This window comes from Polaromonas aquatica (genome assembly GCF_042659145.1).
Taxonomy (GTDB): Bacteria; Pseudomonadota; Gammaproteobacteria; order Burkholderiales; family Burkholderiaceae_C; genus Polaromonas; species Polaromonas aquatica.
In genome coordinates this window covers 109,194-130,443 of the sequence record NZ_JBHSRS010000080.1, presented here as the reverse complement: position 1 = coordinate 130,443, position 21,250 = coordinate 109,194, and the positions used below count along the sequence as shown (strand labels likewise).

19 protein-coding genes are annotated in these 21,250 nt (G+C 61.6%); 12 read left to right on the top strand and 7 right to left on the bottom strand.

What is annotated here, in order from left to right; genetic code table 11:
- Position 1: 1 nt before the first annotated feature.
- The 6 genes from ACFQND_RS16600 to ACFQND_RS16575 all read left to right on the top strand — a co-directional run bounded on the left by ACFQND_RS16600 (position 2) and on the right by ACFQND_RS16575 (position 6,081).
- Entirely contained in the window at positions 2–949 is a 948-nt protein-coding gene (locus ACFQND_RS16600; protein WP_371439198.1) for a tripartite tricarboxylate transporter substrate binding protein, read from the top strand.
- Positions 950–951: 2 nt separating this feature from the next.
- Positions 952–2,223 carry a 3-isopropylmalate dehydratase large subunit gene (locus ACFQND_RS16595; protein ID WP_371439199.1) on the top strand — a complete coding sequence of 424 codons (1,272 nt, stop codon included), beginning with the start codon at positions 952–954 and terminating at the stop codon, positions 2,221–2,223.
- An 8-nt stretch (positions 2,224–2,231) separates the two neighbouring features.
- Positions 2,232–2,774, top strand: a complete 543-nt coding sequence (locus ACFQND_RS16590) for a LeuD/DmdB family oxidoreductase small subunit (RefSeq protein WP_371439200.1) — start codon at positions 2,232–2,234, stop codon at positions 2,772–2,774.
- On the top strand, positions 2,764–4,197 hold the full coding sequence (locus ACFQND_RS16585; RefSeq protein ID WP_371439201.1) for an MmgE/PrpD family protein: 1,434 nt from the start codon (positions 2,764–2,766) through the stop codon (positions 4,195–4,197). The genes ACFQND_RS16590 and ACFQND_RS16585 overlap by 11 nt, the downstream gene beginning before the upstream one ends.
- Positions 4,194–5,162: a tripartite tricarboxylate transporter substrate binding protein gene (locus ACFQND_RS16580; protein WP_371439202.1), complete on the top strand. Its 969-nt coding sequence runs from the start codon at positions 4,194–4,196 to the stop codon at positions 5,160–5,162. The genes ACFQND_RS16585 and ACFQND_RS16580 overlap by 4 nt, the downstream gene beginning before the upstream one ends.
- A 148-nt stretch (positions 5,163–5,310) precedes the next feature.
- Positions 5,311–6,081: a maleate cis-trans isomerase family protein gene (locus tag ACFQND_RS16575; protein WP_377414171.1), complete on the top strand. Its 771-nt coding sequence runs from the start codon at positions 5,311–5,313 to the stop codon at positions 6,079–6,081.
- Between the two features lie 5 nt (positions 6,082–6,086).
- On the opposite strand, the gene ACFQND_RS16570 is transcribed toward ACFQND_RS16575, so the two are convergent.
- Positions 6,087–7,286, bottom strand: a complete 1,200-nt coding sequence (locus tag ACFQND_RS16570; protein ID WP_371439204.1) for an FAD-dependent oxidoreductase — start codon at positions 7,284–7,286, stop codon at positions 6,087–6,089.
- Here ACFQND_RS16570 and ACFQND_RS16565 point away from each other — a divergent pair.
- From ACFQND_RS16565 to ACFQND_RS16540, 6 genes are read left to right on the top strand one after another with little or no spacing between them, the layout of a single operon-like run.
- Positions 7,285–8,274, top strand: coding sequence for a Bug family tripartite tricarboxylate transporter substrate binding protein (locus tag ACFQND_RS16565; RefSeq protein WP_371439205.1), 990 nt, complete (start codon positions 7,285–7,287; stop codon positions 8,272–8,274). The genes ACFQND_RS16570 and ACFQND_RS16565 overlap by 2 nt on opposite strands.
- Before the next feature lie 22 nt (positions 8,275–8,296).
- A complete protein-coding gene (locus tag ACFQND_RS16560) occupies positions 8,297–9,991 on the top strand; it encodes a hydantoinase B/oxoprolinase family protein (RefSeq protein WP_371439206.1) in 1,695 nt (564 codons plus the stop codon).
- Positions 9,988–12,090 (top strand): hydantoinase/oxoprolinase family protein, encoded by a 2,103-nt coding sequence (locus ACFQND_RS16555; protein ID WP_371439207.1) that lies wholly within the window; start codon positions 9,988–9,990, stop codon positions 12,088–12,090. The genes ACFQND_RS16560 and ACFQND_RS16555 overlap by 4 nt, the downstream gene beginning before the upstream one ends.
- A complete protein-coding gene (locus tag ACFQND_RS16550; protein ID WP_371439208.1) occupies positions 12,087–12,695 on the top strand; it encodes a cysteine hydrolase family protein in 609 nt (202 codons plus the stop codon). The genes ACFQND_RS16555 and ACFQND_RS16550 overlap by 4 nt, the downstream gene beginning before the upstream one ends.
- Positions 12,692–14,113, top strand: coding sequence for an FAD-dependent oxidoreductase (locus ACFQND_RS16545; protein WP_371439209.1), 1,422 nt, complete (start codon positions 12,692–12,694; stop codon positions 14,111–14,113). The genes ACFQND_RS16550 and ACFQND_RS16545 overlap by 4 nt, the downstream gene beginning before the upstream one ends.
- On the top strand, positions 14,110–14,973 hold the full coding sequence (locus tag ACFQND_RS16540) for an isocitrate lyase/PEP mutase family protein (protein WP_371439210.1): 864 nt from the start codon (positions 14,110–14,112) through the stop codon (positions 14,971–14,973). The genes ACFQND_RS16545 and ACFQND_RS16540 overlap by 4 nt, the downstream gene beginning before the upstream one ends.
- Before the next feature lie 29 nt (positions 14,974–15,002).
- Here ACFQND_RS16540 and ACFQND_RS16535 read toward each other — a convergent pair whose 3' ends face one another.
- From ACFQND_RS16535 to ACFQND_RS16510, 6 genes are read right to left on the bottom strand one after another with little or no spacing between them, the layout of a single operon-like run.
- Positions 15,003–15,788 carry an enoyl-CoA hydratase/isomerase family protein gene (locus ACFQND_RS16535; RefSeq protein WP_371439211.1) on the bottom strand — a complete coding sequence of 262 codons (786 nt, stop codon included), beginning with the start codon at positions 15,786–15,788 and terminating at the stop codon, positions 15,003–15,005.
- 31 nt (positions 15,789–15,819) lie between these two features.
- Complete coding sequence (locus ACFQND_RS16530) at positions 15,820–16,422, bottom strand: 2-hydroxychromene-2-carboxylate isomerase (RefSeq protein WP_371439212.1); 603 nt, start codon at positions 16,420–16,422, stop codon at positions 15,820–15,822.
- A gap of 17 nt (positions 16,423–16,439) precedes the next feature.
- Entirely contained in the window at positions 16,440–17,423 is a 984-nt protein-coding gene (locus tag ACFQND_RS16525; protein ID WP_371439213.1) for an NAD(P)H-dependent flavin oxidoreductase, read from the bottom strand.
- Positions 17,424–17,442: 19 nt separating this feature from the next.
- Positions 17,443–19,107 (bottom strand): AMP-binding protein, encoded by a 1,665-nt coding sequence (locus tag ACFQND_RS16520; protein WP_371439214.1) that lies wholly within the window; start codon positions 19,105–19,107, stop codon positions 17,443–17,445.
- A gap of 41 nt (positions 19,108–19,148) precedes the next feature.
- Positions 19,149–20,756, bottom strand: a complete 1,608-nt coding sequence (locus tag ACFQND_RS16515; protein WP_371439215.1) for an acyl-CoA carboxylase subunit beta — start codon at positions 20,754–20,756, stop codon at positions 19,149–19,151.
- Entirely contained in the window at positions 20,753–21,244 is a 492-nt protein-coding gene (locus ACFQND_RS16510) for an acetyl-CoA carboxylase biotin carboxyl carrier protein subunit (protein ID WP_371439216.1), read from the bottom strand. Before ACFQND_RS16510 ends, ACFQND_RS16515 begins: the two co-directional genes overlap by 4 nt.
- Positions 21,245–21,250: the final 6 nt, after the last annotated feature.

Below are 21,250 nucleotides of genomic sequence, written 5' to 3'. Positions count from 1 at the left end.
CATGCAACGCCGTGAACTCCTGTTGTTGTCCGGGGCCTTGCTGGCCCAGGGTACCCACGCGCAGGCCGTGCCTACACGCATCCTGGTCGGGGCACCGGCGGGCGGCTCCACCGATACGCTGGCCCGCGCACTTGCAACAGAACTGGGCCGCATTCTCGGCAAGATTGTCCTTGTCGAAAACCGGCCAGGTGCGGGAGGCAATATTGCAGCAGAGGCTGTTGCCAAGGCAGCGCCGGACGGCAATACCCTGTTGATGAGTTTTACCAGCCACGCCATCAACGCATCGCTGTACCCATCGCTGCCATTCGATCCGGTCAAGGACTTCACGGCATTAACGTGCGTGGCGACCTCACCATCCCTGCTCGTGACCCATCCTTCGGTGCCCGCTAAAGACATACGGGAACTGATTGCTTTGGCCAAGGCCCGGCCGGGAAAACTCAACTTTGCAATTGGGGCTGTGGGCTCGTCATTACATCTGGCTGGCGACCTGTTCAAAATGCAGTCCGGTGCTTACATTGTGAATATTCCTTACCGGGGTACAGCGCCCGCCATCCAGGACGTGATTGCCGGGCAGGTCGAGCTGATGTTTGCGGCCGTCGGCAATGCACAGGCGCAGGTCAAAGCCGGCAGGCTCAAGGCGCTCGGCGTGACAACCACCAGGCGCCTGGCTGCATTTCCTGATGTTCAGGCCATTTCTGAAGTATTGCCGGGTTACGAGTCCAGCGCCTGGTTTGGCCTGTTTGGCCCTGCGCACATGAGCCCCGACCTGGCCAGGCGCATCAGCGACGCAGCCCGGCAGGCCATTGCAACGGCTGAAGTGCGCAAGCGGCTTGATACGGAAGGTGCCGTTCCCGTCGGTAATTCACCCGATGAATTCTCGAAGTTTGTGCAGGCTGAAATCCTGCGTTGGGGCAAGGTCGTGAAGTTCTCTGGAGCCAAACCGGAATGAATATGCCAATACCTGTTGCCCAAACCCTGGCCCAAAAGCTGATCGCGCACGCGGCCGGCCTGTCGTCTGTCACGCCCGGCGATATCGTGACGTGCAAGGTCGACCTGGCGATGTTTCACGACTCGTCCGGCCCGCGCCGGCTCAAGCCCATGCTTGAAGAACTGGGCGCAGAAATCTGGGACAAGTCGCACGTGGTGCTGGTGATGGACCACTACGTGCCGGAGCGCGATGAAGAGTCGCGCAAGATCGTTCGCATCGCACGCGACTGGGCCCGGGAGCAGGAGCTGCCCCATGTGTACGACAGCCAGGGTATCTGCCACGTGGTGGTACCCCAGCATGGCCACATCCGTCCCGGCATGTTCTGCGTCGGGGGCGACTCGCATTCCCCAACCGGCGGGGCATTCGGCGCCTACATGTTTGGCATCGGCAGCACCGAAATGCTGGGTGTCGTGGTAACCGGGGAAATCTGGTTGCGCGTGCCCCACACCATCCGGATGCACTGGGATGGAAAACTGCATCGGGGCGTTTGCGCCAAGGACATGATGCTGCACATGGTGGGCCGCTTCGGCATGAATGGCGGGCAGTACCAGGCCGTGGAATTTTGTGGCCCTGCCGTCAAAGCCCTGTCCATGCAGGAGCGCATGACGCTCTCCAATATGAGCGCAGAACTCGGCGCCCAGGTTGGGCTGATAGCACCCGATGAAACCACCAGGTCGTGGCTGAAAGATGCGGGTGTCGAAGCCGGAGATTTGACGCACTGGCATACCGATGACGCCGCGCCGCACACCCGCCATACATTTGATGCGAGCACGCTTTCGCCATTTGTAGCGGCACCACACAGCCCCGCCAATGCCGATGTGGTGGGCTGCTACCAGGGTACCCGGGTCGACGTGGCCTATATAGGTGCCTGCACCGGCGCAAAGCTGGATGACCTGCGAGCAGCCGCCGAAGTGTTGCATGGCCAGCGCGTGGCAGCCGGCGTGCGGCTGATGGTTGCGCCGGCAAGCCAAAAAGACCAGATCGCTGCGCAACAGGAAGGCATATTGCAGGTGTTACTTGATGCCGGCGCCGAGCTTTTCCCAACCGCTTGCGGTGCCTGTGCGGGTTATGGCGCAACCATCAACGACAACGCCACGGTGATTTCGAGCACGGCCCGAAACTTCAAGGGCCGCATGGGTTCCGCAACAGCGCAGGTCTACCTGGCATCCCCCTACACCGTCGCCGCATCGGCTTTGCGCGGCATGATCACTGACCCCCGCGAGATGCTTGCATGAAGCCCGCAATGCCCGAACCAACACCTTCTCCCGCATCCCGGTCCGTGGCCCGGCATCGCGTCTGGAAGCTTGGGGCGGACATCGACACCGATGTCCTGGCCCCCGGTCACGCCATGAAACACGGCATCGACACCATTGCCCGTTATTGCCTGGAGTCGATTCGCCCGGAATTCGCGAACCAGGCACGGGCCGGCGATGTCATCGTGGCCGGACCCAACTTTGGCATCGGTTCATCCCGGGAACAGGCAGCCGCGGTACTGGTCAGGCTTGGCGTTGCAGCGGTGATAGCGCCCTCGTTCAGCGGCCTGTATTTTCGCAATGCCTTTAATGTCGGGCTACTGCTGTTGACCTGCCCGGAAGCAGCATTGCTGGAGGAAGCCGAAGAGATTACCCTGGCCACCAGCAACGCAAACCGGCCCATCGTAACCTCAAGCGCCGGCAAGCAACTGGCTTGCGAGCCCATCTCCGAGTTCCTGATGGACATGGTGCGCAACGGTGGCCTGATGAATCAGCTAAGGCGGCAGTTTGGCCGGGATACACATGCCAGCTGACTGCCTGTACGCCGAGCCGAAAGCACCCCTCACTTGGGACGCCCATCTCCAGGTCCTGCGTGAGGTCATTGCACTGCACGCAGGCAGGCCGACCCCGCCTGCGGCCTCCTTACAGGCACGCCGCCTGCTGCTGGATACGCTGGGCTGTGCACTCGCAGGCCGCCGGGCGGATGAAGTGCAGCAACTGGAAACTGGATTTTCCAGACTCGAACCAGGTGCTTTTTGTTTCCCCGAAGGCAGGGGGATGGCGATGCACGGTGCAACCCAGGTTTTGGCCATGGCCGCAACCTGGGACGAAGCCTGTGAAGGCCATGCGCTGGCCCACGGCCGGCCAGGCGTGCCGCTGGTCGCCGCCTTGCTGCCACTGGGCTTGCAGCTTGGCGCAAGCCTGGGGGCGTTCACGGACGCGTTCGTTCTGGGCTACGAAGTTGGTGCACGTGCAGGTGCCTGGCTTCGCATTCGGCCAGGCATGCATGTCGATGGCAACTGGCCGGCACTGGGCGTCGCGGCCGGCGTGGCTCGCCTGATGGGGTTGCCCGCGACGGGCATCATGCAGGCGGTCAATATCGTAGCCTGCCAGCTCCCGACCAGCCTTTACCTGCCAGTGGTGGCAGGCCGCACTGCACGCAATACCTATCTTGCGCATAGCGCCCTGCTGGGTTTGCAAGCCGCCTTCGCCAGCGCAGCCGGTGTCGACGCGCCGCACGATGCGCTTGCACACTATGCAGGCGCACATGCAGCCGCTACGCCTCAGCCGCTTCCTGCGCCCGCTGTCATGCTGCTGCTGGATGCCTATTTCAAGCCCTTTGCCGCCGTGCGCCATGTGCATTACGGGGCTGTGGCGGCCCTGCGCATACGAGAGCAACTCCACTCCGGCACCCAGGACATACGCAGCATCGTCCTCACCGTGTATGAGGAAGCCACTGTTTATTGCGGCAACCGCGCGCCGCTGACGCCCATCCAGGCCCAGTTCAGCCTGTCGTTCGGTGTTGCGGCCATGTTGCGCTTCGGAAACATCGACCCGCCCGTCTATGCTACTGCGCATTTCAACGACCCGGAGTTGCGCCGTCTGGAGGCCCTGGTCGTGCTGCAGGTTGACCCGGACCTGACTGCACGCCGGCAACGCGGTGCAACACTGCTGGTGCAGAGCGGAAGTGGCCCCCTGCAGGAGTCTGTTGGCACCATTGCCGGGGACGCCAGTCAGCCGCTGGACCGCGCAGCCCTTTGCGAGAAGTTCCAGCGCTACGCCGCCCACAGCATTTCGACCGGGCGCGCGACCGAGTTCTGCACCGCCTTGCTCGAGTCCCCTCCCGGCATTGAGCTGCGTTCACTGTGGCAGCAACTGCTGCCCAGGCCTTCGCCCGCTGACCCTGCGTCCGCGCCCTTTAAAACACTCCCGGCCTCCACGGCTGCCCATCCATGAAACTGTTACAGCATCTCGCCGCAGGGCTTTTGGTCTGCCTGCCATTGGCCGCCATTGCACAGGCCACAGATTTCCCCAACAAGGCCATCCGGATCGTCGTCCCGTTCCCGCCAGGCGGTGCCACCGATGCGGCTGCGCGCCTCGTAGCTACCAGGATGAGTGAGAAATGGGGCCAGCCTGTTCTTGTAGACAACCGCGCAGGCGCGGGCGGCAACGTGGGTTCCGACATCGTCGCCAAATCGGCGCCGGACGGCTACACGCTGGTGATGGGCGTGACCGGCTCGCACGCAATCAATACCTCGCTTTACAGCAAGATGCCCTACGATCCCGTCGCCGATTTTGTGCCGATCAGCCAGGTCGCGGTGGTGCCGAATGTGGTCGTGGTTCATGCTTCCGTACCCGCCCGCAATCTCGCGGAACTGGTGGCGCTGGCGAAACGGGAGCCCGGAAAGCTCAACTATGCATCGCTTGGCAATGGCACTGCAGCGCACCTTGGCATGGAAATGCTCAAGTCCGCTGCCGATATTGACATTACGCATGTGCCTTACAAAGGCAGTGCACCCGCGGTATCGGACCTGCTGGCCGGCCAGGTGCAGGTCATGATGGACGGTCTGCCGTCCGCCCTTCCACATGTCAAAGCCGGCAAGTTGCGGGCTATCGCCCTGACCAGCCTGCACCGCTCACCAGCGCTGCCGGACCTGCCGACGATTGCCGAAAGCTATCCCGGGTTTTACGCCGATGCCTGGTCCGGCCTTTTTGCCCCCAAGGGAACACCGCAACCGGTTGTCTCCAAACTCTCGACCGAGGTCCAGCGCATACTGCGCCTGCCCGACGTTCGCGAAAAACTGGCTGCGCTGGGCGCTGAACCAGTCGGCTCGACCCAGGCCGAGTTCTCTGCCCACCTCAAGCGGGAGATCGACAAGTGGGCCAAGGTCGTCAAAAGCAGCGGCGCAAAGGTGGACTGACCCATGGACATACGGCCGAGGAAACCCGGACCTGCTGGCGCCATGGCCCCCGTTACCCTGGCGGTACTCAAAGGCCGGCTTGAACCGATCGCATGCGAGCCGGCGCCTGAGTTTTTACTGAAGATGGCGCAGGGTTCGGAGAAAACCGATGCCTGAAGCAGCAGGCATGCCCGAGTATGGCCCCGTTATGGGCATTACCGTGCCCCAGGCCAATACCACGGTAGAACCCGAGATGCAGGCACTGCTCGGGGCAAATCACACATTGCTGACGTCACGCATGACCAGCAGTTCACCCGATTCGCGTCAGCGTCTGGTGGACTATCTTGATGGGATTGACAGGAGCCTCGCGCAGTTTGACGTGGCGCCGCTGCAGGTTGCCGGCTTCGCGTGCACAGGTTCAAGCTATCTTGTCGGCCCCGACGAGGAGGCAACCCGCCTGCAGATGGCCTCCGCCAGGTGCGGTTATCCGGTACTTTCTGCTGCGCAGTCCATCAGGCACGCCCTGGAAGTACTGAATGCACGTCGCATTGCACTGATTGCGCCGTACCCGACCTGGTTGTCGGATGCCGGGAAAACCTACTGGCGAAATTGCGGCCTGACGCTGACGGCCTCTGCAGGTTTACCCAGCGAATTACTCGACACACGCAATATCTACAAGCTGAAAACTGCTGCAGTGCAGGAGGTATTTGACAGGCTGGATATTCATGACTGCGATGCAGTGCTCATGAGCGGCACAGGCATGCCAACCCTGCGCCTGATGTCGCTGCGCGCACTGCCGGTACCCGTTCTTTCATCCAATCTATGCCTGTCCTGGGCCATGCAGTGCCGGGTTCAGCCTGAAACACCAGCCGCGACATTATTGCGGGACATGCTGTCGCCCCAGGCAAACTGGCGCCACCTGTTGGGACAAGGCGCATGAAGACACTACAAAATGCCTTCGGACTGGCGCAGCCCCTCAATCATCGAGGTACGCACCAGGTGCGCCCGCAATGCAGCGGGTTGTTCTGCGATAGCCTGGAGTTTTTGAAGAGCAGCCAATCGCGCAGCCGGGTCGCGTTCACGCATGCGGGCACGGTTGGCGTCGGCCTGCTTGAGTATCTGGTCCAGCGCCACCGGCCGGCGTTGCCGTTCGTAGCGTTTAAGCAGCTCGGCCGGCTCGCCACGCAACACCCGGGAAAGCTTGTCGGCAAGGTTGAGCGCGTCATGGATGCCGCCGTTCATGCCCATGCCGCCCGCCGGGCTGTTGAGGTGCGCGGCATCTCCCGCCAGCCAGATGCGCCCGGCGCCATAGGACGACGCGATGCGCTGGTGCACACGATAGGGCCGGACTTCAAACACCCGATACGGTTCAGGCGATGGCACGATGGCCTGAAGGGCCGCTTCAATGGCATCGGGTTTCAAGGCATCTTCAACCGAACGGCCCTCATCCGGATAGATGGATACACGCCAGCGCCCCGGAACCTTGAGCAGGCTGAAATTGCCCGCACCCGCCTGCCAGCAGTAGGTAACGTTGGACAGGCCCGCAAGATGCTGCTCGAAGGGAAAATCGGTGGTGGCAAGAATGGTGGTTTCGGGATAACTTTCACCCTCAAAACTGACCCCCAGTGCCTTGCGCACAACGCTGCGGGCACCATCGGCACCGATCAGCCAGGCACCGCGCAAGGTCCGACGGCCATCGGCAAACCTGACTTCAGCATTCACCCCGCCACTGTCCTGCGAGACGGTTTCCAGCATTGCATCAAAGTGCACGCTTGCATGCGGATAGTCCGCCAGACGTGCAAGCAAGGCTCGCGAAAGCTTGTACTGTTCGCATTGCAGCCGATAGGGATGGGCCGTCAGGTCAGACAGCACCGACAAATCAAAACGCGCGTGATCGCCCCCCGGATGCATGCGCACCTGCCAATGAGGGCAAACCAGTCCCTGCGCAATCAGGATGGGCGTGATGCCGTAGGCATCCAGCATGTCCAGCGTAGGCGGGTGAAAGGTGGAAGCCCGCAGGTCTTCGGCGATACCGCCGGCGGCTTCCAGCACTTGCACGGCAACACCGGCATCGACCAGCGCAAGGGCAGCCGTCAAGCCAACCGGCCCTGCGCCCACTATCAATACCTGGGAAGAAACAGTCATGAGCAATGAGTCTACACGCAGGACCCTGCTGCGCGCAGCGGCTGCCGGCAGTGCCATGAGCCTGCTCTTTGCCCATAGCGCTTTTGCGCAGGCCTACCCCGCGCGCAGCATCAGGCTTGTCGTTCCGTTCGCCCCCGGGGGCTCGACCGACGTGGTTGCCAGGCTGATAGGCCAGCGCCTGTCAGATGCGCTGAAGGCACCTGTGGTGGTCGAGAACAAGGCCGGGGCGGGCTCGGTGTTGGGGACCGACCTCGTCGCAAAATCCGCCCCCGACGGGTACACGCTGGTGGTCGCGGCCAACCCGGCAATCGCTCCGGGGCCGCTGATGCGGACCGGCATGCCCTATGACCCGATCAGTGACTTTACCCACGTGGTGCTGCTTGGCACTTTCCCCAACGGTTTCGTCGTACGCGCCAACCACCCCGCAAAGACCCTCACCGAATTCATTGCCCTCGCCCACAGCAAGCCGGGCGTGCTGAACTACGCATCTGCCGGCATCGGGAGCGCCGGGTTTCTAACCGGCGAATTGCTCAAACAGGCCACCGGTATTGACATGGTCCATGTACCCTACAAGGGGTCGGGGCCGGCAATCATTGACCTCATGGGAGGGCAGCTCGACGGGTTATTCGAAAGCCTGGTCACGGCTACCGGTTATATCCGCAGCGGCAAGCTCAGGCTTTTGGCTGTTACCGGCGACAAACGCAGCAAAACATTCCCCGACGTCCCGGCCATCAACGAGCTTGTACCGGGCGTGACAGGTGGTGCATGGTTCGGCATTTCCGCCCCGGCCCGCCTGCCTCCAGAAATAGCCCTGCGCCTGCAGCTTGAAATACAGGCCATCGTGAATGCAGCCGACATGCAGGCCCGCCTGAATGAGCTTGGCATGGCGCCACTACCGCTGGCAGGCCCTGACTACCTGGGCTTCATCCAGGGCGAGAACCGCAAATGGGGGCCGGTCATCAAGGCCGGCAATATCAAGGTTGAATGAATGAGAACCAGGAAAGTCAGTCATGTCTGAAACACAAATAGAGTCAATGGACCCCGTCACGCTGGCGGTACTCAAAGGCCGGCTTGAACAAATCGCCGACGAAATGGATGCCACGCTGTACCGTAGCGCATTCAACCCCATCATCGCCGAGGCCCACGATGCCTGCCACGGCCTGTATGACGCCATCTCGGGCGATACGCTGGTGCAGGGCAAATCGGGGCTTCCCATTTTTGTCGGCGTCATGGCTTTCGCGGTGCGTGCTGCCGCCAGTGCAGCCGGGCCGCGCGGCGGCATGAAAGACGGCGATACCTGGCTGTTCAATGACCCATATGAAGGCGGCACGCACGCCAACGATTTCAAGCTGGTACGGCCATTCTTCCGCGACGGAAAACTCTTTTGCTATCTCGCTTCGGCAGCGCACTGGCACGATGTAGGTGGTGCCGTCCCCGGTAACTACAACCCGGCGGCAACCGAGTGCTGGCAGGAGGCGGTGCAGATTCCGCCAGTGCGCATACAGCGGGACGGTGTGCTGGTGGACGACGTACTGGCCATCCTGAAAGCCAACACGCGCCTGCCCGACAGCTTGTGGGGCGATCTCAACGCACAGCTGGCGGCACTCGAGCTTGGCGCCAAACGCCTTGCCGGCCTACTCGACGAATACGGCGATGCCTTGATGCAGCAAGCCATGGGGGAGCTGCGCCAACGCGCATTGCGCCTGATGCGCTCGCATATCTCAGGGCTGCCCGATGGCCTCTACAGTTTTGACGACATGCTCGACAACGATGGCGTGGTCGACAAACCACTCACCATCGCACTTGACATGACCATCAAGGGTGAGCGCCTGACGCTGGATTTTTCCCGCACGGCACCTGCCTGTGCCGGGCCGGTGAATATTTCGCGTGCAACGGCCATTGCGGCCTGCTACGTGGCACTAAAACATCTCTTTCCCGATGTGCCGGCCAATGCGGGCGTGCTCGACGCCGTGGACTTTGTACTGCCCGACGGCCTGGTCATCTCTGCGGCAAGGCCGCGTCCTGTCGGCGGCTACACCGAGACCATACTGCGCATGATTGACGTGATCTTCAGCGCTGCAGCCAAGGCAGACCCCAAACGTGCAGTGGCCCAGGCCTACGGCACCATCAATGCACTGTCACTGGCCGGGCACCGCACCGACGCGGCACGCAAGGGGCAGCGCTGGGTGATGTTCAGCTTTTTTGGCGGCGGCCATGGCGGCCATTCACAGGGCGACGGCCTCAACCACGGCAACGCGCCCATCTCGACCGCGACCATACCGCCGCTGGAAATCCTTGAGGCGGCCTACCCGGTCCGTTTCACGCAATGGGCCTTGCGCGACGGCTCGGGCGGCGACGGCGAACACCGTGGCGGCCTGGGCGCGATTTATGAAATCGAGTTGCTCGAAGAAGACGCCGATGTGTTCGTGTTCGGTGAACGCGGCCGATCTGCCCCCAAGGGCATTGCCGGAGGCGGTGACGGTGCCCTCAATGTCTTCAGCTACGAAAACGCCGGCAAGTGGCATGAGCCGCCCATGGCCTCCAAGATGGTGGGCATCAAGCTCAGCCGCGGCGAGCGGGTGCGGCTTCAGACGCCGGGCGGCGGCGGTTATGGCGACCCGCATCAGCGCAGCAAGAAACAGCATGAAAGCGATGCAGCCATGGGCTACACAACAAAAGCGAAAACAGCAGGAGATGGGGCATGAGCGGAGGAAACCTGGTGAGTACCCTGGTGGTCGGGGTGGATGTAGGCGGTACGTTTACCGACCTGTTTGTGCTGGACGAGGCAAGCGGCCGCGCCAGCATTGTGAAGGTGCCATCCACGCGGGGTGAAGAATCCCGCGGGTTCATGAACGGCATTGCACGCGTGGATACCGAGGCGCGCGCCGCCAAAGGTGCGGAGGCCAAAAAGGCCGGTGAAGGAGACCAGGCCCGCGCCATAGCCACCATCGTCCATGGCACCACCGTGGGCACCAACGCGCTGCTCGAACGCAAGGTGGCGCGCACCGGCATCATCACAACACGCGGTTTTCGTGATGTGCTGGAAATGCGGCGGCGGGACCGCCCACAGACATGGGGTCTGCGCGGCAGCTTCGAACCCATAGTCCCACGCCCGTTCCGGCTGGAAGTCGACGAACGGGTGCTGGCCGACGGCAGCATACACACTCCCGTCAACCTGGAGCAGGTGCGTGAGCAGGCGAAGGCGCTGCTGGCGGCAGGTTGCGAAGCAGTTTGCGTTTTCTTCATCAACACCTATGCCAATCCGGCGAACGAGCAGGCGGCGGTTCAGGCCGTGCGCGAGGTCTGGCCGAATGCCTATGTCACGGCAGCCAGTGAAGTGCTGCCCGAGATTCGTGAATTCGAGCGCTGCTCGACCGCCACACTCAATGCGGCGCTCCAGCCGGTGGTGGGAAGCTACCTCACGCGCCTTGAGGGCGACCTGCGTGCCCAAGGCTTTGGCGGCGAGCTCCTGATTGTCCAGAGCAACGGCGGCGTGATGTCGCGCACCACGGCCTGCGACGTGCCGGTCCGCACCGCACTCTCGGGACCGGCTGCGGGCGTTATCGCCTGCGCGGCCATTGCCCGCGCCGCGGGTTTCCCCAATGCCATCACCGGCGACATGGGCGGCACATCATTTGACGTCTCGCTGGTCGCAAACGGCCAGGCCTCGCTTGCAGCGCAGACATCCATCGATTTCGGCATGGTGGTCCGCTCGCCCATGATCCAGATCGAAACCATAGGCGCCGGCGGCGGCTCGATTGCATCGGTTGATGCCAGCGGCATGTTGCAGGTCGGCCCCGAATCGGCAGGCAGCGTGCCGGGCCCGGCTTGCTACGGGCGCGGCAACACGCGTCCCACGGTCACGGATGCCAATGTGTTGCTGGGGCGCATTGCCGCGGATCGCCCGCTGGGCGGCGGGCTGCTTGCAGCCATGGACGGCGAAAAGGCCCGCGCGGCGGTGGACGAGCACGTGGCGCGCCCCCTGGGGCTGGACGTGATGGCCGCCGCAGAAGCTATCCTGACCGTGGCAAATGCCCGTATGGCAGGCGCCATTCGTGTGGTGTCCATCGAGCGCGGACATGATCCGCGCCAGTTTGCCTACATGCCTTTCGGTGGAGGGGGTGCATTGCATGTATGCGCCATGATGCGCGAGGTTGGCGTCACCACCGGCATCGTGCCGCGTTACCCCGGCGTCACTTCCGCACTGGGCTGCGTGATGGCAGACATGCGCCATGACGCCGTGCAAACACTCAACCGCGCGCTGGGCGACCTGGACATGAACGATGTCCGCCACCGGGTGGAACAGCTCGGGCAACAATGTCAGGCGCGGCTTGATTCGGCAGGTGTGCGTTTCGCGGAAGTCACGCAGCGCATCGAGTTCGACATGCTTTATGCAGGCCAGACCCACACAGTGGCGGTGCAGGTACAAGCCGAACATCTCGACAGGGCCGGACTGACGGCCGCATTTGAAGCCGCTTACCGCAGCGCATTCGGTCGCATCCTTGAAGGCATTCCTGTCCGCGTAATGAACCTGCGCTATGCACGTATAGGCGTACGGCCGAAATTTGACCTTTCGGTGCTGGCACCCGAGGGCACGGGTTCAACCGAACCTCTCGGCACGCAGCGTGTGTACCACGCAGGCCAATGGTGGGATGCGGTGCGTTACGCCCGCCTCTCCCTGCCTGTCCATGCCCAGGTGACGGGCCCGGCCATCCTGGAGCAACCTGATACCACGGTGTGGCTTGAGCCCGGCTTTTCCGCACGTGTCGATACGCTGGGCAACCTTCTCATCAACGCATCATGAACAAGATCAACCCGGCCTCTACGGCCCTGCTCATCATTGACCTGCAGAACGATTTCCTGGCACCCGATGGCGCTTATGCACGAGGTGGCGCGACCAGCCCGCAGGCACTCGCATTGCCGCCCAGGGTGGCACGCGTCGCCAAAGCGCTGAAAGCCTGTGGCGGCATGGTGGCGGCCAGCCAGTTCACCTTGTGGCCTGACGCAAAAGGCGAGCCCCTCATCTCACCGCACCTGCTGGCTCTGCGGCCATTTCTTCGCCGCGGTGACTTTGCCCCAGGCAGTCACGGGCAAGCCTGTGTGAACGAGATTGCGCCGCTGGTGGACGTAAGCGTCTGCAAGGTCGCCTACTCCGCCTTCTTCAACACCCAGCTTGACTGGGTACTGCGGCACGCCGGAATGGACACCGTGGTGGTTTGCGGCATTGTTACCAATGGCGGGGTCGCAAGCACCGTGCGCGATGCCCACATGCGGGAATACCACACGCTGGTGCTTGAGGATGGCTGTGCCGCCTTCAGACAGGAAACACACGATGCATCGATTGCGGACATGCGCACCGTTGCAGACGTGCTGGATTGTGATGCACTGGTAAAGCTGTTGCAGGCATGAGCGCCTACCAGCAAGGCCGGAAAATACGCCAGCCAGGCATCGTTCGCGCATCGTCAATGGCCGCGGATTTCGAGGTGCCGGTGGTCATTGTGGGCGCGGGCGCCTGCGGCCTGATGACTGCCATCGCCCTGCGTGAGTCGGGCATTGACTGCGTGGTGCTGGAGCGCGATGCATCGCCCAGCGGATCCACTGCGCTGTCCTCGGGGTTCATTCCAGCAGCGGGCACCGCCGTCCAGAAGGCCGAAGGCATTGACGACAGCGTGGCCCTGTTCGCCGCTGACATTCTTGCAAAAACCCGGGGCACGGCTGCTGCGCACCTGGTACTTGCATATGCTAGCGCCATCGGGCCTGCACTGGACCTTCTGCAACAAGTGCACGGCATAAGGTTTGAGGTACTGGATGGTTTTCTGTACCCGGGCCATAGCGTGCGGCGCATGCATGCCGTGCATGAGCGTACCGGCTTAGCCCTTATGGCACAGCTTGAACGTGCCGCCGGCAACAGCGGCGCAACACTGCTGACAGAGTCGCTGGTCCGCGAGTTGTGGCTGGATGCAAACGACCAGGTGCTTGGCGTAGGCTACGAGCGGCCGAATGGCACCATCGAGCGGGTAGCCTGCCGCTACATCGTCCTGGCCTGCAACGGCTTTGGCGGCAACCGGGAAATGGTGGCGCAATTGCTGCCTGAAATGCGGGATGCCACCTTTGCAGGCCATGCCGGCAATGACGGCTCGGCCATCACCTGGGGCCAACAGCTTGGGGCACGCCTGGCCGATCTTGGCGGTTACCAGGGGCACGGGTCATGGGCGGTGCCTCAAGGCGCGCTGATCAGCTGGGCGCTCATGATGGATGGCGGCGTACAGATCAACGCTCGCGGCGAGCGCTTTCACGATGAATCCCATGGCTACTCCGAGGCATCGGTACAGGTCCTGGCCCAGCCTGGCGGCATTGCATGGAATGTGTTTGACCAGGCAACGCTGGACCTGGCCCGTACCTTCCCTGATTTCGGGGATGCAGAAAGCGCAGGCGCGCTCAAGTCCTGTCCGGATATGGCTTCGCTTGCAGCCTTGATCGGCTGTGAGACTTCCGTGCTGGAAAAAACACTGGACGATATCGCTCCGGGCATCATCAATGCCCACGGCCGCAGTTTCATGCGGTCGCTGCAAGCCCCCTATTTCGCTGTCAAGGTCACTGGCGCCTTGTTTCACACACAGGGCGGACTGGACGTCGACGGCAATTGCCGCGTGCTGCGCACAGACGGTTCTGCGTTTTCAAACCTGCTGGCGGCAGGTGGCGCGGCGCGCGGCGTGTCGGGCAACGCAGTCTGGGGTTACCTTTCAGGCAACGGTCTTCTCAGCGCCGTTGCCGGCGGGGCTATCGCAGCCGCAACAATCATCAAATCACTGGAGGAGTCCGCATGACTCGCCTGAACCTGAAAAAACGCCTGGCACAACCATCGCCGTTGCTGGCTCCCGGCGTCTATGACGCACTCAGCGCGCTGGTCGCGCAGCAGGCCGGCTTCGAAGCACTGTATCTTTCAGGCGCATCCATCGCCTATACGATGCTTGGCCGCTCCGACGTTGGCCTTACCAGCTACGCAGAAGTGCAGCAGGCGCTCTCCCACATCACGGAGCGGGTCGATACCCCTGTCATCGTTGATGCGGACACTGGTTTTGGCAATGCACTCAATGTCATGCGCACGGTCCAGGGGTTTGAACGCGCTGGAGCGGCCATGATCCAGCTGGAGGATCAGACCTTTCCCAAACGCTGCGGTCATCTCGATGGCAAGTCAGTGATTGCAACGCAGGAAATGGTGGGCAAGCTCAAGGCCGCAGTGGATGCACGGCGGTCCGCGTCAACCCTGATTCTCGCCCGCACGGATGCCGTGGCGACCGAAGGACTGGAAAGCGCGCTTGAGCGTGCCGAGCGCTACCTGGAATGCGGTGTGGATGCCCTGTTTATAGAAGCACTTCGCACGCCGGAGCAAATGGACGCAGCCTGCGGCCGGTTCGCATCACGGGTACCGCTGCTGGCAAACATGGTTGAAGGTGGCAAGACACCCGTACAAAGTGCAAGCCAGCTGGGACAGCGCGGCTTCCGGATTGTCATATTCCCCGGTGGAACCGTGCGGGCCGTGACGCACACGCTACAGGCTTACTACGGCAGCCTTCACCAGAACCAGACCACCGAGCCATGGCAATCACAGATGCTTGATTTCGACGGTCTCAACGAGGTTATCGGCACACCGCAGCTCCTGGAAACGGGAAAAAGATACGAATAAACGCGTTTCAATGGAGTTTTCCCCTGCGCTTATTTCCCCTGAAAAACAGCTGCTCTTTTCTCAACAAATGCACTACATCCTTCATGTGCATCTTCGCTGTCGAACACCAGGCTGATCGTTGCCGCCTCGTGCGCGAGCGCTGCCGTCAGCGGCATGTCTGCACCGTGCAGCATGGAGCTTTTGAGGAACTTGAGAGCAAGCGGTGATTTTTCGGCGATACGATGGGCGAGCTTGAGGGACTCATCCAGCAACTGCGCTCGTGGCACCGACTGGTTGACCAAACCCATCGCGACGGCTTCTTCGGCATTCAAGAAGTCACCGGTAAACATCAGCAGCTTGGCCTGGCACAAGGGGAGCTGGCGCATCAGGCGCTGCGAGCCGCCGCCACCGGGAAAGATGCCGAGCTTGATTTCGGGCAAGCCTATTCTGGCTTCGCTAGCCATCAAACGAATGTCTATGGTCAGCATGAATTCCATGCCGCCGCCCAGCGCCCAGCCGTTGACCGCGGCAATCGTGGGCTTGTTGCACACCTCAAATCGCCTGAACACCCGGTGCAGGGTTTCAGAGAACTCGTTGTAGTGCTGCAGAGCACGCCTGGCATTCAGGTCCTTGATGTTTCCGCCGGCAATAAAGGCCTTGTCGTTGACACCGGTGACAACGATCACACGCACATTGCGGTCGCGCTCCAGGGCGGTCAGCGCATCTTCCATCGCCAGCAGCATGGGTATGTGCAGGGTGTTGAGCTCTTCGGGATTGTTGAAGCGCATGAGGCCGACATGACCTACGGTTTCGGTGGTGACAAGGTTGGGCTTCATGCGTATCTCCTGTTGTGGTGTCGTCGCCGGTTCAGGCCTCTGCGAGTTTTTTAGCGATTTGCGGCAATCTGTCCACTCCGAAGAAGGACTCCTCGTCAATGACAATAAAAGGTGAACCAAAGACTTTCTTCTCAACTGCTGCGGTGATGGCGTTCTGCAGCAGCGCTCTGGCTGCGCCGGTTTTGAGAAGACCCCGAACGCCAGTAGCGCTGCCCAGTCTTCCGGTTTGCCCACAAACCATTTGGGCAATGACGTCAATGTCTGAAATATCGCGGCCATCCCGAAAGTAGCCACGCAGCACATCTTGCGCAAAGGGAACTGCAGCGACCGGCACCTTTTCATTCAACAGGTAGAAAGCGCGTGCGGCGTGCTGTGTCAGCGCCGGGAAGGCTGGCGGGAGACTGTAGTCCACACTCAGAAATGCGGCCGAGCGCGCAAAGTCTGCAGTAATGTACTCAAGCTTGACCGGGTGTTCAAACGGCGGCGGCAGGCCCAGTGAGCGCAAGGCCGCAAAGAGAAGGATAGGCCGCCAGGTGACCGTGCGACCGTGCTCCGCAGCCAGTACATTGATTTTCTCCGACATGAAGTAGCCATAAGGCGACGCGAAATCGAAGTAAAAATCAATGGGCTGCATGGGTTGCGACAGTGGGTTCAAGCCGTCGCCACAGGGTGCCGCACCGCAACGCTGCGACCCAGCTTGCAGGCCGCAACATATTGATCGGCGATGCGCGAGGCCAGCGTTGCCACCGTGGGTAAATCGTGAATGGTGGCAATGCCCTGTCCCGCACTCCACAGGTCCTTCCAGAGTTTTGCCGTGGTGTCTGTAAGGGATGAAATATCCGGCGTCTTGGGCGGCAGCGTTGCAACGTCTATGCCCCATTTTTCAAGCGAAGGCTTGAGAAAATTGGCGTGCACGCCGGACAACCTGTCTGTGTAGACCAGGTCGGACACGGCGCTGTCTATCACCATCTGCTTGAATTCCTGCTGCGCATTCGACTCCTGCGTGGCAATGAAGCGTGTGCCCATATAGACAAGGTCGGCGCCCAGAACTTCAGCTGCGCGTATCTGGCGGCCGTCATTGATACCGCCGCCCAACACCAGGCAACCGTCCCAGAATTCGCGTATCTCGCGAACCAGCGAGAACGCGCTCTGGTTCGAGGCATGACCACCCGCGCCAGCGCCTACACAGATAAGTCCATCCACACCCGCGTCAACAGACTTGCGGGCATGCGCTGCACTGGTCACGTCGCAGAACACCGTTCCGCCATAGGCGTGCACAGCCTCGACCACCTTGCCGGGATGGCCCAGGCAGGTAATGACAAAGGGCACGCGATGTTTGACGACAAGCGCCAGGTCGGGCTCAAAACGGACATTGGTACGGTGAACGATGAGGTTGACACCGTAGGGGGCCACAACGGCGGACGGGTTGGCGGCACCGTGTGCGGCCAGGCCGGTTTCAATGTCTGTCAACCACTGGTCGAACTGCCCAGACGTGCGTGCATTGACATGCGGGAAGGTACCGACAATGCCCGCCTTGCACTGGGCGGTGACCAGCGGCGGAAAGGACACCAAAAACATGGGCGAGCCAATAGCGGGTATGGACAGCGCATTCTCGAAAATTTTGGGTAACGGCATAAGGAACCTGGAAGAAGTTTCAGGCTGCAGAAGCCTGCTGGGTGGCCACCGGCCGGGCGTCGCGTTTTTTGAGGGCACGCAAATCCATCATGCCGGGCAAGGTGCGTGGATCCAGGCCGGGTTCGAATATCTGGTGCTTCTGGATCTTTTGCGTTGCGGTGGTCGGGATGCTGTCGGTCAAATACAGCCAGCCCGGCGCCTTGTAGTACGCGAGATTGGCGTTGCAGTGGTCAAACAACACCCTGGCAACGGCGGCCGGGTCTGCAGGCTTGTTCTTGAGAACCACGCAGGCAAGTACTTCCTCTTCACGCACCTCGTCTTTTACAGCCAGCACGGCGACTTGCGCAACCAACGGATGCGCCTGCAGCAAGGCCTCGACTTCGGCCGCGGCGATGTTTTCACCTGACCGACGGATGATGTTCTTGCGCCGGTCGACAAAACGCAGCAGGCCGGTGGCGTCACGCGTGATGATGTCGCCGGTATGAAACCAGCCGCCGCGCCAGGAGGCCTCTGTTGCGGCGTCATCGTCCAGGTAAGCGCTGAAAAAATGCTTGCGCGGTGTGGCTGCGCTATGGCGCACGATCATTTCACCTTCCTGGCCGACCGGCACATCCACATCGCTGTCATCAACCACCCGCACCTCAACACCCGGCGTGACGCGACCAAAGGCGCGCGTTCCAACCTCGCGTGGCAACTGGTTGTCTACGATGGCGCGAACCATCTCGGTCATGCCCCAGATTTCAAGCAGCGGAAAGCCGAAGCGCTCTTCAAACGCCCTGTGACGTTGCGGTTCGACACCGGCACCTATGGCAAAGCGAACGCAATGATCGCGCTCATGTGGGTGTGGGTCCTGGCTCAGCAACATGGGTACGACCACACCGAGGTAGTGCACCACGGATGCTTTTGACTCGTACACCTCGGTCCACCAGCGCGAGGGCTGGAAACGATCGGTTTGCACCTGGCAGTTGCCCTTAAGCATGGCGCAGTAAAAAGAAAAAATGGAGGCGTTGACGTGAAACAAGGGCAGCGGGTTATAGATGCGCTCGCAGGCTTCACCGAATGTCGCAAGACCACCGCGCGTTGAGTACCAGGCACCGCCAGCCAGCTCATAGCCATGAGACAGGACACAGCCTTTGGGGCGCCCGGTGGTACCCGAGGTGTACAGGATGCTGGCTGCGGTTGCCTGGTCTGGCCTGATGGATTCCGCCTTGCGCGCCGCAGGAGGAAGACCTGCCGCGAAGTTTTCAAACAACACGACCAGTGGCTTGCTGCGACCGGCCTGATCCATGCCCTGGTGCAACTGCGCATCGAGTGAAGCAAGCACCACGACCAGGTCCACGTTGGCATGGTCCAGCACATAGGCCAGCTCACGCGGACGGTGATCGGGATTGAGCGGTACGCAACAAATTCCCAATGCGTTCATGGCCAGCTTGTGCAGCATATGCTCGGGCCGGTTCTCCAGCAACAAGGCTATGCGGTGGCCAACCCCATAGCCTGCGGCGGCATACGCCTGCATCAGCCCCCGCACCGTCTTTGCTGCCTCGCCGTAGGCAATTTCCTCTCCCACCGGGTAGTAGGCGCGGGCGGCGTTGGCCGGCACCGCGAGGAAGGACTTGTCCGCATACTTTTCGGCAGCCCGAAAAAATGTTTCGCCTATGGTTGAGTAGTCATCTACGGCAATCATGAAAGCTCCCGGGGAAATTTCTGGCTCGGAGCGACGGGAGGTTACAGCCTGAGCACGCCGTAGCCCATCTCGCCGAATGGCGCATTCAACGACGACACGATGGCCATGCCCAGCGCATTGCGGGTATCCACCGGGTCCAGGATGCCGTCGTCCCACATCTCGGATGTTGAGTAGTAGGCATCACTTTCGGCTTCAAAGCTGGCCAGCACCGGGTCGCGAATGGCGGCGATTTCTTCGGCGTTGAGCTCATGGCCCTTGCGCTGCAGCTGGCGTATCTTCACGTCTGCCAGGGTATTGGCGGCCTGCTCTGCGCCCATCACGGCGATCTGCGACTGCGGCCACATCCACAGGAAGCGGCCGTCAAAGGCGCGCCCGCACATGCCGTAGTTACCAGCGCCGAAGGAGCCGCCCACAATCACCGTGAACTTGGGCACCGTGCACCCAACCTGCGTCATGATCATTTTGGCGCCGTCCTTGGTAATGCCGCGCTCCTCATATTCACGACCCACCATGTAGCCGGTGATGTTCTGCAAAAATACCAGCGGTGTGCGGTCCCGGTCGCAAAGGCGCATGAAGTGTGCAGCCTTGAGCGAACTGTCATTGAACAACACGCCGTTGTTGGCAAGGATGCCGACCTTGCAACCCCAGATGCGGGCGTAACCGCAGATCATGGTGGTACCGTAGTCGGGCTGGTACTCGTGGAACTGGCTGCCGTCCACCACGCGGGCAATGACTTCGCGCATGTCAAAACCGGTTTTCCAGTCAGTGGGCACTATGCCGTACAGCTCTTTCGGGTCATAAAAAGGTGCTTCGGCTTCGATGCGGTCAATCGCCTGCTTGGGGATAGGCGAGGTGTTGGCAAAGATGTCGCGTGCAATCGCCATGGCATGCGGCTCATCGTCAGCCGCGTAATCGCATGTACCTGAAACAGTGGTGTGCATGGTCGCACCACCGAGCGCTTCTGCAGTAACGACTTCGCCTGTCGCGGCCTTGACCAGTGGCGGCCCGCCAAGGAAAACGCCGCCATTGCCGCGCACAATGACACTGTAGTCGCACAAGGCGGGGATGTAGGCACCACCTGCCGTGCAGTGGCCCAGCACCACGGCAATCTGCGGCACACCCATCTTCGACAGCGTGCACTGGTTGCGAAAGATACGGCCTGCCGCGTGGCGATCAGGGAATAGTTCAGACTGCAGCGGCAAAAAACCGCCAGCGCTGTCGCACAGGTGGATGACGGGCAGGCGGTTCTCTATCGCGATATCGAGCGTGCGGACTATTTTTTTGACCGACAAGGGGTACCATGCGCCGCCCTTGATGCTGGGGTCGTCCGCATGAATGACGACTTCGCGCCCATGGATGATGCCTATGCCCGACACCTGGCCGGCGCCCTGCACCTCACCGTCATATGCCTTGTTCGCCGCCAGGGTGCCGATTTCAAGAAAAGGCGTGCCGGGATCAAGCAGCAGGTCGAGCCGCTCTCGCACCGTGAGTTTTTTCTGCCGGTGCAGGCGTTCAATGTCGCGCTCGGGGCGCTCGAAACGTGCCTTGTGCACCCTGGACTGCAGCGCTTCCACCCGCTGGGTCATCGCCGCATGGTTTTTTTTGTAGGCGGGCGATGCGGTGTCGATTTTGCTGACGATCCGGCTCATACGGTTTCTCCGGCGGGTTGCAGGCGTACCAGCATGTCGTTGCGCTGGAAGGTCTGGCCAACGGCCAGTGGCAGTTCGGCCACTTCGCCGCCAACGCTGGCGGAGATGGTCATTTGCAGCTTCATGCTTTCAATGACCAGCAGGGCATCGCCTTTCTGGACCTGCTGGCCTAGGCTGGCCAGCAGCGAAACCACCACCCCCGGCATGGGTGCATGTGAAGCACCGGCACCACCTGCGGCACCCGATGCTGCTGCGCGCGTCGGGTCAACTTTATTGAGTTTTACCGACCGCCCCCTGAGTTGTACATAAATCGTGTCACCATGAGCCACGGCACGCAGACGCTCGGTGCGGCCGGCCAGCGTGGTGATAAAACTGCCAATGGAGGACCTGCGAACCTGAACGGGCTCGCCGTTTATATACACGGCATCGGTGCGAACCTGCGCCTGGTGCCGTGTATCCGGCGTATCTGAAAATTGAAGTGTGGTCATCTTGAC